Raw genomic sequence first — 13,575 nt, forward strand, 5'->3', positions numbered from 1 at the left:
GTTGTAAAGAATCGCCCTCAACGTGGTCATCCCCGCCTCAAAGTAAAGCAAGGTTGTGCTGTCACTCAACGCCCTCGGCCTCCACCTTCAGCCCCAGACTGTGGCTCAAGCGCACACCCGCTTGGCATTTCAAGGGCATTTAGGCTCTGCAAACGGCCCTGAGCGTCTACAGTCCTTAGGCTCCAATCAACCCAGCGCCGAGGACTGCACGTGATGCGACATGAAAATCGCTTCACCATTGAAACGACTGCCACTGCGCCCCATCTAAGACTCATACTCAATTGCGCAGGTGCCCCATGAGCGACCAGCAAAAATTTTCAGAAGACACGGTAGAAGCCTCTGATGTAGAACACACCGAGCCCGAACATTCCATACACACGGGTGGCACCGAATTGGCATTGCCAGGCCAGAATCTGCCTGACAAGGTTTACATCATCCCGATTCACAACCGCCCATTCTTCCCGGCTCAAGTGTTGCCGGTCATCGTCAATGAAGAACCTTGGGCCGAAACCCTCGAATTGGTCAGCAAGTCGCCGCATCACTCTTTGGCGCTTTTTTTTGTCGACACGCCCCCCGATGACACTCGCCATTTCAACACCGACAGTCTTCCTGAATACGGAACGCTGGTGAAGGTGCATCACGCCAGCCGCGAAAACGGCAAGTTACAGTTCGTCGCGCAAGGCCTGACCCGCGTACGCATCAGCATGTGGCTCAAACATCACCGTCCGCCGTATCTGGTGGAGGTTGAGTACCCGCAAGAAAACAAAGCCCCTACCGATGAGGTGAAGGCTTACGGCATGGCCTTGATCAATGCGATCAAAGAGCTGCTACCGCTTAATCCGTTGTACAGCGAAGAGCTGAAAAACTACCTCAACCGCTTCAGTCCCAACGACCCTTCGCCGCTCACTGACTTTGCCGCAGCCCTGACCTCGGCCACCGGCAACGAACTGCAAGAAGTGCTCGATTGCGTGCCGATCCTCAAGCGCATGGAAAAAGTTCTGCCCATGCTGCGCAAAGAAGTTGAAGTCGTACGTCTGCAAAAAGAGATTTCAGCAGAGGTGAACCTCAAGATTGGCGAGCATCAGCGCGAGTTTTTCCTCAAGGAACAACTCAAGGTGATCCAGCAAGAGCTGGGCCTGACCAAAGATGATCGCAGCGCGGATATCGAACAATTCAAGCAACGTCTTGAAGGTAAAACCCTGACGGCGCAAGCGCAAAAACGTATCGATGAAGAACTCAACAAACTGTCGATTCTGGAAACCGGCTCACCCGAATACGCTGTGACCCGCAACTATCTGGACTGGGCCACGGCGCTGCCGTGGGGGGTCTATGGCCAAGACAAGCTCGACCTCAAACACGCCCGCAAAGTACTCGATGCCCATCATGCCGGGCTCGACGACATTAAAAACCGCATTATCGAATTTCTCGCCGTGGGCGCTTACAAAGGCTCTATCAGCGGCTCTATCGTCTTGCTGGTGGGACCGCCAGGCGTGGGCAAAACCAGCGTCGGCAAGTCGATTGCGGAGTCTCTGGGCCGTCCGTTCTACCGCTTCAGCCTGGGCGGCATGCGCGATGAAGCCGAGATCAAGGGTCACCGGCGTACCTACATCGGCGCCCAACCCGGCAAGCTGGTGCAGGCGCTCAAAGATGTCGAAGTGATGAACCCGGTGATCATGCTCGATGAAATCGACAAAATGGGCCAAAGCTTCCAGGGCGACCCGGCTTCTGCATTGCTGGAAACCCTGGATCCTGAGCAAAACGTCGAGTTCCTCGACCACTACCTCGATTTGCGTCTAGACCTGTCCAAAGTGCTGTTCGTGTGCACCGCCAACACCCTGGACTCCATCCCCGGCCCCCTGTTGGACCGCATGGAAGTCATTCGTCTCTCCGGTTACATCACCGAAGAGAAAATCGCGATTGCCAAACGCCATTTGTGGCCAAAGCAGCTGGAAAAAGCCGGCGTTTCGAAAAACAGCCTGAGCATCAGCGACAGCGCCCTGCGCCATGTCATCGACGGGTATGCCCGTGAGGCCGGGGTACGCCAGTTGGAAAAACAACTGGGCAAACTGGTGCGCAAAGCGGTCATCGAATTACTCGAAGACCCGACGGCTGTGATCAAGATAGGCCCCAAAGACCTCGAAGCCTCTCTGGGAACACCGATATTTCGAAACGAGCAAGTGATCAGCGGCACCGGTGTGATTACCGGCCTGGCATGGACCAGCATGGGAGGCGCCACGCTACCGATTGAAGCGACACGTATTCATACCCTGAATCGCGGTTTCAAATTGACCGGCCAATTGGGCGATGTGATGAAAGAGTCTGCCGAAATCGCCTACAGCTACGTCAGCGCCAACCTTCAGCAGTTTGGCGGCGATCCACGGTTCTTCGACGAAGCCTTTGTGCATCTGCATGTACCTGAAGGGGCAACGCCCAAAGACGGCCCGAGTGCGGGTGTGACCATGGCCAGCGCCTTGTTGTCATTGGCGCGTAATCAGCCACCGAAAAAAGGCATCGCCATGACCGGTGAACTGACGCTCACCGGGCATGTTCTGCCCATTGGTGGTGTGCGCGAAAAGGTGATTGCTGCACGCCGGCAAAAAATTCACGAACTGATTCTTCCTGAACCCAACAAAGGGCACTTTGATGAGTTGCCTGACTACTTGAAAGAGGGAATCACCGTGCACTTTGCCAAGCACTTCAGCGACGTGGCCAAAGTATTGTTTCAACGCTAGTGAGTTGATTCCGTGAGCAGGGCCAGGCGATTGTGCGCTGGCCCGCAGTCTCATTCCTGTATCCCACGGCATGGCTTGGCACACTCACTGTTATTTCTGACAGTAGACAGCCATTCAGGTCTCGACGTAAAAATGCGACCCATAGCCCACATGGATTACGTCGGGAAACCAAGATGCCACTTCATCATCCTGCACATCAAAACCCAGATGTTTTTTGGCCGGCTTTATTCGACCAATCGGTGTTCAATCCCAAAACGCGAGGTGAGCTCAAGGCTGAGATACTGGACCGACGACCGTTCACGGCCCAGGAGATGACCTTTGCCAGTAGCCACAAGAAAATTGTGATTACCGCTGAGTTCGACGACTTCGGATCAAAACACTATCGAGCTATCACGCTCACCCTGGACGTCAATATCCAGTCCGGCATTTACCTTTTCAAAAAAGGTGAAGCGGGCCCCGTGTGGGGGATGACGTATTTAGAATGTGCGGAAGTGAATGGCATAGAGGTTTATCACTTGAACGAGGCGGCCGTCGGTACATTGCACCTCAGTGTTGTCGAGAGTTGTTACAGCGCTCGACTCTTCACCCTTGAATGCCTTGACCATAACGATGAAACATTAGAAATGTGCGGCGATTTCAAAATCAGCCCACCCCATGCCTCCTTCAAATATTGATACTGAACTCCAGCACCGGCCAACGAAAATGGCGCAGCACACTTGATGGGGTATGCTGCGCCATTGTTTTTTGTCTGACTGGAGCTTTGAATGTCCCTCACTCGCCTAATGACTGCGCTCAGCCTCGGCCTGCTGACTGCCTGTGCACACTCGCCTGTCGACAACATTAATGTTGAAGAGCAAAGCGACTGCCCGTTGCAACTCCACGTCGGGCAACCTCTCACGGTGTCTTTGCCAAGTAACCCTACAACAGGTTATCGCTGGGCCATTCAGGACTCAGCCGGGGGCGTATTACGCAGCCTCAGCCCGGAGGTCTACACCAGCGCCGAGAATGGGCAAGTGCTGGGCAGCGGCGGGCAATCTACCTGGCGCTTTCAGGCCATTGCTGCGGGCAACGGACGCTTGCGGCTGACCTATCAACAACCGTGGGAACCCGAAGCCGAACCGGCGCAAACCTTTGACTGCGCGATCACGGTGAACTGAGAGACCCCAGACCGACCCTCGCAACACAGACCTACTGGCAGTTATGACAGTAGACGTCGTGTGACATCCGCTCATGATGCCCTCTCGTCATTATTAAACTGAGAGGGTTCAATCATGGTCGATAACACGCCAAAATCCGCCGCTGTTAACAGCACCCACAAACCCCAAAAACAAGGGCCGCAAACATCACGTCTCAGGGTCAGTGAAGCAACTGCCACAGTGACCGGAAGACCTGATTTCAACGCCGATGACATTCTGCTCGGTAGCGGCTTGAATACCGTCAGCATTGCGGCGTCGGCAGCAACGTTTGGGTCTTATGAGTACCGCGTAATCAACTTCACGCTGACACTGGGCCTGGAATCAGGGCAATACACGTTTACCTCCGGTCAGGCCGGTGACATTCATGCACTCTCCTATGTCGAGTTCGCGACGATAGGCGGCAATGAGGTGTACTACAACTGCGAAGGTCTGAGTGGGACATTGGACCTTCAAGTTGAAGGAAGTACCTATACCCTCACCGCCTTTTCGTTCTCCGCAAAAGACAGCGAAGGCATTGACTTGACTGTCTCTGGCAATCTCGCCGTGTCTTCCACGCTGTGTGAATGTGACTAGCAGTCATCCTCCAGCCCCTTAAGATGCGTGGTTCATCAGACAAACCGCGCATCCCGGCGCCAACTTGGCTAAAATACCGCCCCTTTGAAAAATCACCGCCGGAACCGCCGTGAGCCAAGACCCCGACCGTATATTCGCCCAGCCCCTGGCCCAGGTGCCGGACTTCGCCTTTAACGAAGACGTCGTGCGGGTGTTCCCGGACATGATCAAACGCTCGGTGCCCGGTTATCCGACCATTGTCGAAAACCTCGGGGTACTTGCCGCCCAATTCGCTCAGCCCAACAGCGTGCTATACGACTTGGGCAGTTCACTGGGGGCCGTCACTCAGGCATTGCGTCGTCATGTGCGCACAGAAGGCTGCTCCGTGATTGCCGTAGACAACTCGGCGGCGATGGTTGAGCGCTGTCGCGAGTACCTCAACGGGCAAAACTCGATGTTTCAGGAGTTGCTGCCGGTAGAGGTCATTGAGGGCGACATTCTTGCCCTGGAGTTTCAGCCCGCATCGGTGGTGGCACTAAACTTCACCCTACAATTCATTGCCCCACACGAGCGTCTGACCTTGCTCAGCCGCATCCGCCAGTCGTTGCTGCCTGGCGGTGCGCTGATTTTGTCGGAGAAACTGCGTTTCAGTGATCCACAAGAGCATGAACTGCTGACTGACCTGCACATCGCCTTTAAACGCGCCAACGGTTACAGCGACCTCGAAATAGCGCAAAAGCGCAGCGCCATCGAAAACGTCATGAAGCCCGACAGCCTCGAAGAACACCGCGAACGCCTGCTGGCGGCCGGGTTCTCGAAAGTCGTGCCGTGGTTCCAGTGTCTTAACTTTGCCTCGTTGATTGCCTTGCCATGATTGATCTTTCCCCCCTCGTCCGGCGTCTTGCCGCAACACCTCTGGCTGAATGGGCCACCACACTGCAAGCCCGGCTCGACGCCAAAATGGAGAAAGGTCATGGCGACCTTGAGCGCTGGCAAAGCGCCCTGGATGCATTGCCTGACGTTGTACCAACCGAAATCGACTTGCTTGACGGCCTGAGGCTGGACACCGATTGCGACGACGAAACCCGTGCACAGATGCGTCAGGCACTGATGGGCTTGTCACCGTGGCGCAAGGGGCCGTTCGATTTGTTCGGGGTACATGTCGACACGGAATGGCACTCCGACTGGAAGTGGTCGCGGGTCGCACCCCACATCGACCTGCAGGGCAAACGCGTCCTCGATGTAGGTTGCGGCAATGGGTATTACATGTGGCGCATGCTGGGCGCGGGTGCACACAGCGTGATCGGGGTCGATCCAAACTGGCTGTTCTTCTGCCAGTTCCAGGCTGTACAACGCTACTTGCAGCAAGAAGCGGCGTGGCACCTGCCCTTCCCGTTCGAAGACCTGCCCGCGAATCTGGAAGGCTTTGACACCGTGTTTTCCATGGGCGTGTTCTACCATCGCCGCTCGCCCATCGAGCACTTGCTCGCGCTCAAAGACTGCCTGGTCAAAGGCGGCGAACTGGTGCTGGAAACGCTAGTGATTGAAGGTGATGTCAATCAGGTGTTGGTGCCCGAAGACCGCTACGCGCAAATGCGCAACGTCTGGTTCCTGCCGTCAATTGCGGCACTGGAGCGCTGGTTGCGCCGCGCGGGTTTCAGCGATGTACGCTGCGTGGATGTGAGCATCACCACGGTGGAAGAACAACGCGCCACAGAATGGATGAAGTTTCAGTCGCTCAGTGATTACCTTGACCCGAACGACCACAGCAAAACCATCGAGGGGCTGCCAGCGCCTATGCGTGCAGTGATAGTGGCGAAGAAGTAAGCCCTGCTCATCAGTGCCCGTACGGCTACTTCGCTCGTCGGGCCTTGAAGAACTCGCTGAGGATCGCCCCGCACTCCTCGGCCAATACCCCACCTTCGAACAGCACGCGGTGATTAAGAAAGCCTTGGGTAAAGAACTGCCCCTGGCTTTCTACAATCCCTGCCTTGGGCTCCACCGCGCCGTACACCACCCGCGATACCCGCGAATGCACGATCAGGCCCGCACACATGCTGCACGGCTCCAGGGTTACGTACAGCGTACTGCCGGGCAACCTGTAGTTACTGGCCGCAGCAGCGGCAGCCCGAATGGCGACCATTTCGGCATGGGCACTGGGATCGCTGCCACTGATCGGGCAGTTGAACCCTCGACCGATAATCTCGCCGTCTTGCACCAGCACCGCGCCCACCGGCACTTCGCCTAACGCGGCACCCTGCGCGGCCAACGCCAGCGCTTCACGCATGTACTCTTGATCGCGACTGCGGTCGATGATCTGGGGTTGACGCCCTTGTCGCATCAGGAAACCTCAATGGCGGCCATCAGGCCGGTTTCCATGTGGTCAATCACATGGCAGTGGAACATCCACACGCCGGGATTATCCGCCACCAGCGCTACGCGGGCACGCTCGTTTTTACCCAACAGGTAAGTATCGGTGAAATACGGTGTGATCTTTTTGCGATTGGACGCCAGCACTTTGAAGCTCATACCGTGCAAGTGAATCGGGTGCTGGTACTGCGTCATGTTCTTCAATTCGAAAATGTAGCTCTGCCCCAGCTTGAGCTTGGCAATAGGGCGATCAGCACACGTCTTGTCCTTGATGTCCCAGGCAATACCATTGATTTGCCACAGGCTGGGCGGTTGATCACCGTTCTGATTCTCTGACACCGAGCCGACCCATTCAAAGTTGAAATTAATCTTCTCGGCATTTGCCACATCCGGCTCGGCAATCGGATTGGCTGGCAATGCAGGCGGCCATTCGTTCGGGGCATCGTTATTAGCGACCGAACGCAATGTGCCCAAACGCACAGGGCCATCACGCAACGACAGCTCTTCACCTGCAGGCGGCGCCTTGATCGCCAGACAAATACGCATGCCCGGCCCTAGCCAGTAATCCTTGCCCAGCGGGCGCGGCTCGATGGGGTTACCGTCCAGTGCGTAAATTTTGGCTTCAACGCCGGGAATATTCAGGCGATAGGTCAGCGTGTTGTCGAGGTTGAGAATCCGCACCCGGGTGATCTGCCCGGCGGGCAAATCAATGGTTGGTACATGGGTGCCGTTAATCGTCGACAACCGTCCTGCTGTCCCCCCTCGTGCGGCTTCACGGGTGATGCTGAACGGCAGAAAACCGCCCTCTTCGTCCACGTGCCAGTTTTTGATGCTCAGCGTGCGCTCGTGCTTGAAACCCGTGGGCTCGCGCTCTTCAACAATCAGCGGCCCGACCAGCCCCCGGCCCAGCTCTTCGCTGCTGTTGACGTGCGGGTGATACCAATAGCTGCCTGCATCGGGTACACGGAATTTGTAATCGAAGTACTCACCGGGCAGAACAGGCAATTGCGACACATAAGGGACGCCGTCCATTTCCAGCGGCAGACGGATGCCATGCCAATGAATGGTGGTCGCCACGGGTAAATGATTGATGAAGCGCACCCGCAGCCATTCGCCCTGACGCACCCGTAACTCCGTGCCGGGCGCCGAAGGGCCAAAGGCCCAGGCCTCGGTCTGATGACCCGGCACCAGCTCAACATCAAGCGGAGCGGCGATCAGTTCGTAATCGTGGCCAGCTTCAGCATCGGCCATCTTGCCTAACCAGTAACGCGAAGCGCCTCCTGCGCCAACACCCACCACTACCAGGCCGGCCAAACCACCGAGTATTTGTCGACGGGTAAAGGACATGGATTTAATTACCTCTCGTATCCGGCGCGGGCGCTGAGCCCGCAAAAGGCGAATACGATACACCTGCAAATGAGAAATCGTAAGAGCAAGCGCCCTCACCCTAACCCTCTCCCGGAGGGAGAGGGGACTGATCTACGTCGTGGCTACCTTTTCCAGACGACACAAAATAGCCTCTCTCCCTCTGGAGAAGGACTGATCCACGTCGTAGCAAATTTCCAAAACGACACAAAACAGCCCCCTCTCCCTCTGGAGAAGGACTGATCCACGTCGTAGCAAAATTTCCCAAACGACACAAAACAGCCCCCTCTCCCTCTGGAGAAGGACTGATCCACGTCGTAGCAAAATCTCCCAAACGACACAAAACAGCCCCCTCTCCCTCTGGGGAAGGACTGATCCACGTCGTAGCAAAATTTCCCAAACGACACAAAACAGCCCCCTCTCCCTCTGGGAGAGGGTTGGGGTGAGGGGCTTTTGCCTCCATAAAAAAGGCGGCCAACACAGAATGTTGGCCGCCTTTTTCAGTTCAAACCGTTAAGCCGGTCTGACTTATTCCCACTCAATCGTTGCTGGCGGCTTGCTCGACACGTCGTAAGTAACGCGCGAAATGCCTTCGATCTCGTTGATGATGCGACCGCTCACGGTTTCAAGCAGCTCGTAAGGCAGGTGTGCCCAACGAGCAGTCATGAAGTCGATGGTTTCAACGGCACGCAGGGCAACAACCCAGGCGTAACGGCGACCATCTCCAACAACACCCACCGATTTCACCGGCTGGAACACTACGAATGCCTGGCTGACTTTGTGGTACCAGTCAGCTTTACGCAGTTCTTCAATGAAGATGTGGTCAGCACGACGCAGCAGGTCGGCGTATTCCTTTTTCACTTCACCCAGAATACGGACACCCAGGCCCGGGCCCGGGAACGGGTGACGGTAGACCATGTCATACGGCAGGCCAAGTTCCAGACCCAGACGACGAACTTCGTCCTTGAACAGCTCACGCAGCGGTTCGACCAGCTTGAGGTTCATCTCGTCCGGCAGGCCGCCCACGTTGTGGTGCGACTTGATGACGTGAGCCTTGCCGCTTTTCGCGCCAGCCGACTCGATCACGTCCGGGTAGATCGTGCCCTGCGCCAGGTACTTGATGTTGTCCAGCTTGCAGGATTCGGCATCGAACACGTCGATAAAGGTACGACCGATGATCTTGCGCTTCTTCTCCGGATCGCTTTCGCCAGCCAGATTGTTCAGGAACTGGTCCGCCGCGTTGGCGCGAATCACTTTGACGCCCATGTTCTCGGCGAACATGGCCATCACTTGCTCACCTTCGTGCAAGCGCAGCAGGCCGTTGTCCACGAATACGCACGTCAGTTGATCGCCGATCGCCTTGTGCAGCAACGCGGCCACAACCGAGGAGTCAACGCCGCCGGACAAGCCCAGCAATACGTTGTCGGTACCGACCTGGGCACGGACGTTGGCAATCGCGTCTTCAGCGATTTTCGACGGCGTCCACAGGGCTTCACAGCCGCAAATGTCGAGAATAAAGCGCGACAGGATACGACCGCCTTGCTTGGTGTGGGTCACTTCCGGGTGGAACTGAACGCCGTAGTAGCCGCGCTCGTCGTTGTACATGCCGGCAATCGGGCAGCTCGGGGTGCTGGCCAGAATGTGGAAGTCCGATGGCATCTTGGTGACTTTGTCACCGTGGCTCATCCACACGTCCAGACCGTACAGGCCATCAGCGTCGATATGGTCTTCGATACCGTCCAGCAGACGGCTTTTGCCGACCACGTCTACGCGGGCATAACCGAACTCACGCAGCTCGGAACCTTCAACCTTGCCGCCCAGCTGTTCAGCCATGGTCTGCATGCCGTAGCAGATACCGAAAACGGGTACACCCAGGTCAAATACAGCTTGAGGCGCGCGCGGGCTGCCAGCTTCGTGCACGGATTCCGGGCCACCGGCCAGGATGATGCCTTTAGGGGCGAATTCGCGGATCGCAGCGTCATCCATGTCGAACGGGTGCAGTTCGCAGTAAACGCCGATTTCGCGAACGCGACGAGCGATCAGCTGGGTGTACTGGGAACCGAAGTCCAGAATCAGGATGCGGTGAGCGTGAATGTCGAGGGCCATGACAAAATCTCGATAAATTTCAGAAACGACACGGGGCTGAATCAAACAGCCCCGGTGATTTAATTCGTATCGCACCCGGGTTTGGCCCGAATGCGATCACTATCAACCTACGCGATAGTTAGGTGCTTCTTTGGTGATCTGCACGTCGTGAACGTGGGATTCAGCCATGCCCGCGCCAGTGATACGCACGAACTCAGGCTTGGTACGCATTTGCTCGATGTCGGCGCTGCCGGTGTAACCCATCGAAGAACGCAGACCGCCCATCAGTTGGTGAATGATCGCTGTCAGCGAGCCTTTGTACGGCACACGACCTTCGATGCCTTCCGGCACCAGCTTCTCGGCACCCGCGGACGAGTCCTGGAAGTAACGGTCGGAGGAACCTTGGGATTGCGACATCGCACCCAGCGAGCCCATGCCGCGATAGGCCTTGTACGAACGGCCCTGGAACAGCTCGATCTCACCCGGCGCTTCTTCAGTACCGGCAAACATCGAGCCCATCATCACGCACGATGCACCGGCAACGATAGCCTTGGACAGGTCACCCGAGAAACGGATGCCGCCGTCAGCGATCAACGGTACGCCCGTGCCTTCAAGGGCAGCGGCCACATTGGCAATGGCGCTGATTTGTGGAACGCCAACACCGGCAACGATACGTGTGGTGCAGATCGAGCCTGGACCGATACCGACCTTAACGGCATCAGCGCCGGCTTCGGCCAGTGCCAGAGCGGCAGCGCCCGTGGCGATGTTGCCGCCAATGACCTGAACGTCAGGGAAGTTCTGCTTGACCCAACGTACGCGATCGATAACGCCTTTGGAGTGACCATGCGCGGTATCTACCACCACCACATCAACGCCCGCAGCCACAAGAGCAGCAACGCGATCTGCAGTGTCTTTACCCGTGCCGACCGCAGCGCCTACGCGCAGACGACCTTGATCATCCTTGCTGGCCAGCGGGTACGCCTTGGCTTTTTCGATGTCGTTGACGGTCATCATGCCTTTGAGGGCAAATTTGTCATCAACGATCAGTACGCGCTCAATGCGGTGCTTGTGCAACAGCTCGCGGGCTTCGTCCTTGTCGGCGCCTTCCTTGACCGTGACCAGACGCTCTTTAGGCGTCATCACTTCACGAACAGTGGCTTCCAGACGGTTCTCGAAACGCACGTCACGGGACGTCACGATGCCGACCAGGTCGCCATTGTGCAGTACAGGAACGCCGGAGATATTGTGCTGGCGGGTCAATTCGAACAGTTCACGAACAGTAGCGTCAGCTTCGATGGTGATCGGTTCTTTAACCACACCGGCTTCGTAACGCTTAACTTTGCGTACTTCGTGAGCTTGCTGCTCGATGGTCATGTTCTTGTGAATAATGCCGATACCGCCTTCCTGAGCCATGGCGATTGCCAGACGGGCTTCAGTTACGGTGTCCATTGCGGCGGAAACCAGCGGAATATTCAGTTCAATGCCACGGGTCAAACGAGTCTTAAGGCTGACTTCGTTCGGGAGAACCTCGGAATAACCGGGGACGAGAAGGATGTCATCGAATGTGAGTGCTTCTTGGCTGATACGCAGCATCGCTGGGGCTCCCGAGCGGGAAAATGGAAGCGCGCCATTGTACTTAAAACACCTGACTCTCTCAACGGAAACCTTTAGAGAGTTTTGCGCTAAGGGTCAATGATTTATTGACTCTGCGGACAGCTAGCCCACCTTTGACGCTGGCGAAGGCCGATAAAGGTAATGCGCAGCTTTCAGGTAAGGGGTTGCTGCGCACCCCTTCACAGCCTCAGACAGCGACTAAAGGCTTACAACTCTACCTTCACCCACGCCACCGGCTGATCCAGCCAGTCGGCAAATTCATCGAGGAAACTTTGCTTGAACCCCGCTTCAGCCCAGTTATTGAAAATAAACCCCAGATTGGAAAACGCACACGGCTGCAAAAAAAGAAAACCGTTGATGTCATCTTCGTGGGCGCACAGCGGGCACGTGAAGTTGTCGGTACGCCCCGGCATCCAGTCTTCAAGGCTTTCGAACAAGGCTTCACCGACTTCTTTACGGCATTCAGCGCAACCGGCTTCTTCGAGAAAGCCCTTGGCCGGGGTATAGATGCAGCGCTTGGTGATGATTTCAAGACCATTGACCGCCTCACCAAAAGGCAAGGCCTCAGGGTGCAACACCACACTGGCAGCACCGGGAGCGATGGCGTAAGCCATGCCATTGCCGGTTCGGCCACAGGTGGTCAGCTCTTGTTCGATGATGTTCTTGCGCACCAGCCAGCGCACGATAGCCCGGGCACGAGGCTCATGAACCGGCAAGGTTGAGATTTTTGGAACGATGATGCTTTGCGAATTCATGGGTATGGCACATATGGATAAGAGCAAATTCTGTATCCGGTCGTCGCAGCCACAGGCTGAGAGCCGTTTCGCGGATCGCAGCCTGCGGCAGTGAATACAGGATTAGGCCGCGCAGTTTAACTCAGGTAGCGCACAATCAACGCAATCCCGCTGACCAGTACCAACCAGGTGACCAACCGCACAAAGGCTTCCCGGGACAATTTGCGGGTCAACCGTCGGCCAATCCACAATCCAAGTGCCATGGCTGGCAACAAGCAGGCAGCGAGCAAGAGCAACGTCCCATCGGCGTACACCCCCGCGATCACAAACAGGCTCAAGCGCACCACGGTGCTGCAACTGATTAGCGCACTTTGGGTGGCGCGGGCGGCGTCTTTGGGCAAGCGTGCATTAAGATAAAGCGCATACAAAAACCCGCCACTACCGAACAGGGCGCCAAACAATCCACCCGTAATACCCGTGGGAATGGCCCAACCGGCAGCGACCTGTTTCGGCTTGACCTTAACGGCCAGGCTGTACAAAGCGTATGCGGTGATAAAAAGCCCCATCAACAGCAGTAACACGTCGGACTTGAGGTTGAGCAGGAACACCACGCCGACCACACAACCCACCGCCATGCACGGCAACAATCGCAGCAGTTCCGAGCGGGCCACGTCACGGCGCGAGGGCAGCCAATTGCCAAATGCGGCGACAAAATCCAGCAATACCAACAACGGAATAATTTTTGAAAGGGGCAGGCACAGGATCAAAATCGGCCCGGCCACCAATGCAGTACCAAAACCCGCCACACCGAACACGATATAAGCCAGCGCAATAGTCAGCTCAAGCAACACCCACTCACTGCCGGTAAAAGGCAACTCCATTGCACACTTTCCTTATTTTTAGTGTCGCGACTTTAACCAGACCGTG

Annotated in this window: 12 protein-coding genes; 6 read left to right on the forward strand and 6 right to left on the reverse strand. The window is 56.4% G+C overall.

Annotation, left to right across the window (positions count from 1 at the left end; translation table 11 throughout):
• The first annotated feature begins 296 nt into the window (after positions 1-296).
• From lon to cmoB, 6 genes are all read left to right on the forward strand, one after another.
• Positions 297-2,732, forward strand: coding sequence for an endopeptidase La (gene lon, locus EQV93_RS01375; protein ID WP_240890754.1), 2,436 nt, complete (start codon positions 297-299; stop codon positions 2,730-2,732).
• Positions 2,733-2,905: 173 nt separating this feature from the next.
• The gene (locus EQV93_RS01380; protein WP_122784821.1) at positions 2,906-3,406 is read left to right on the forward strand and encodes a hypothetical protein; all 501 of its coding nucleotides are present in this window, start codon (positions 2,906-2,908) and stop codon (positions 3,404-3,406) included.
• A 90-nt stretch (positions 3,407-3,496) separates the two neighbouring features.
• On the forward strand, positions 3,497-3,889 hold the full coding sequence (locus EQV93_RS01385; RefSeq protein WP_122784822.1) for a protease inhibitor I42 family protein: 393 nt from the start codon (positions 3,497-3,499) through the stop codon (positions 3,887-3,889).
• A gap of 114 nt (positions 3,890-4,003) precedes the next feature.
• Positions 4,004-4,501 (forward strand): hypothetical protein, encoded by a 498-nt coding sequence (locus tag EQV93_RS01390; RefSeq protein ID WP_146425014.1) that lies wholly within the window; start codon positions 4,004-4,006, stop codon positions 4,499-4,501.
• Positions 4,502-4,610: 109 nt separating this feature from the next.
• Positions 4,611-5,354: a carboxy-S-adenosyl-L-methionine synthase CmoA gene (gene cmoA, locus EQV93_RS01395; protein ID WP_122784824.1), complete on the forward strand. Its 744-nt coding sequence runs from the start codon at positions 4,611-4,613 to the stop codon at positions 5,352-5,354.
• Complete coding sequence (cmoB, locus tag EQV93_RS01400) at positions 5,351-6,307, forward strand: tRNA 5-methoxyuridine(34)/uridine 5-oxyacetic acid(34) synthase CmoB (protein ID WP_240890755.1); 957 nt, start codon at positions 5,351-5,353, stop codon at positions 6,305-6,307. The genes cmoA and cmoB overlap by 4 nt, the downstream gene beginning before the upstream one ends.
• 25 nt (positions 6,308-6,332) lie before the next feature.
• Here cmoB and tadA read toward each other — a convergent pair whose 3' ends face one another.
• The 6 genes from tadA to EQV93_RS01430 form a co-directional block, all read right to left on the reverse strand.
• Positions 6,333-6,821, reverse strand: a complete 489-nt coding sequence (gene tadA, locus EQV93_RS01405) for a tRNA adenosine(34) deaminase TadA (RefSeq protein ID WP_122784826.1) — start codon at positions 6,819-6,821, stop codon at positions 6,333-6,335.
• Entirely contained in the window at positions 6,821-8,197 is a 1,377-nt protein-coding gene (locus tag EQV93_RS01410) for a multicopper oxidase family protein (RefSeq protein WP_122784827.1), read from the reverse strand. The genes tadA and EQV93_RS01410 overlap by 1 nt, the downstream gene beginning before the upstream one ends.
• Positions 8,198-8,743: 546 nt before the next feature.
• Positions 8,744-10,321, reverse strand: coding sequence for a glutamine-hydrolyzing GMP synthase (guaA, locus tag EQV93_RS01415; RefSeq protein WP_122784828.1), 1,578 nt, complete (start codon positions 10,319-10,321; stop codon positions 8,744-8,746).
• Positions 10,322-10,423: 102 nt separating this feature from the next.
• Positions 10,424-11,893 (reverse strand): IMP dehydrogenase, encoded by a 1,470-nt coding sequence (gene guaB / locus EQV93_RS01420; protein WP_122784829.1) that lies wholly within the window; start codon positions 11,891-11,893, stop codon positions 10,424-10,426.
• Positions 11,894-12,120: 227 nt separating this feature from the next.
• Positions 12,121-12,669, reverse strand: a complete 549-nt coding sequence (locus EQV93_RS01425) for a sugar ABC transporter ATPase (RefSeq protein ID WP_146384155.1) — start codon at positions 12,667-12,669, stop codon at positions 12,121-12,123.
• 116 nt (positions 12,670-12,785) lie between these two features.
• Positions 12,786-13,529 (reverse strand): sulfite exporter TauE/SafE family protein, encoded by a 744-nt coding sequence (locus EQV93_RS01430; protein WP_146425020.1) that lies wholly within the window; start codon positions 13,527-13,529, stop codon positions 12,786-12,788.
• Positions 13,530-13,575 lie beyond the last annotated feature (46 nt).

The sequence above is a fragment of the Pseudomonas sp. TMW22091 genome (genome assembly GCF_022496705.1).
Classification (GTDB): Bacteria; Pseudomonadota; Gammaproteobacteria; order Pseudomonadales; family Pseudomonadaceae; genus Aquipseudomonas; species Aquipseudomonas saxonica.

What these genes read in the sequence shown, in the direction of transcription:
- lon (WP_240890754.1), top strand. Translation starts at nt 297, where the DNA reads ATGAGCGACCAGCAAAAATTTTCAGAAGACACGGTAGAAGCCTCTGAT.
- EQV93_RS01380 (WP_122784821.1), top strand. Translation starts at nt 2,906, where the DNA reads ATGCCACTTCATCATCCTGCACATCAAAACCCAGATGTTTTTTGGCCG.
- EQV93_RS01385 (WP_122784822.1), top strand. Translation starts at nt 3,497, where the DNA reads ATGTCCCTCACTCGCCTAATGACTGCGCTCAGCCTCGGCCTGCTGACT.
- EQV93_RS01390 (WP_146425014.1), top strand. Translation starts at nt 4,004, where the DNA reads ATGGTCGATAACACGCCAAAATCCGCCGCTGTTAACAGCACCCACAAA.
- cmoB (WP_240890755.1), top strand. Translation starts at nt 5,351, where the DNA reads ATGATTGATCTTTCCCCCCTCGTCCGGCGTCTTGCCGCAACACCTCTG.
- tadA (WP_122784826.1), bottom strand. Translation starts at nt 6,821, where the DNA reads ATGCGACAAGGGCGTCAACCCCAGATCATCGACCGCAGTCGCGATCAA.
- EQV93_RS01410 (WP_122784827.1), bottom strand. Translation starts at nt 8,197, where the DNA reads ATGTCCTTTACCCGTCGACAAATACTCGGTGGTTTGGCCGGCCTGGTA.
- guaA (WP_122784828.1), bottom strand. Translation starts at nt 10,321, where the DNA reads ATGGCCCTCGACATTCACGCTCACCGCATCCTGATTCTGGACTTCGGT.
- guaB (WP_122784829.1), bottom strand. Translation starts at nt 11,893, where the DNA reads ATGCTGCGTATCAGCCAAGAAGCACTCACATTCGATGACATCCTTCTC.
- EQV93_RS01425 (WP_146384155.1), bottom strand. Translation starts at nt 12,669, where the DNA reads ATGAATTCGCAAAGCATCATCGTTCCAAAAATCTCAACCTTGCCGGTT.
- EQV93_RS01430 (WP_146425020.1), bottom strand. Translation starts at nt 13,529, where the DNA reads ATGGAGTTGCCTTTTACCGGCAGTGAGTGGGTGTTGCTTGAGCTGACT.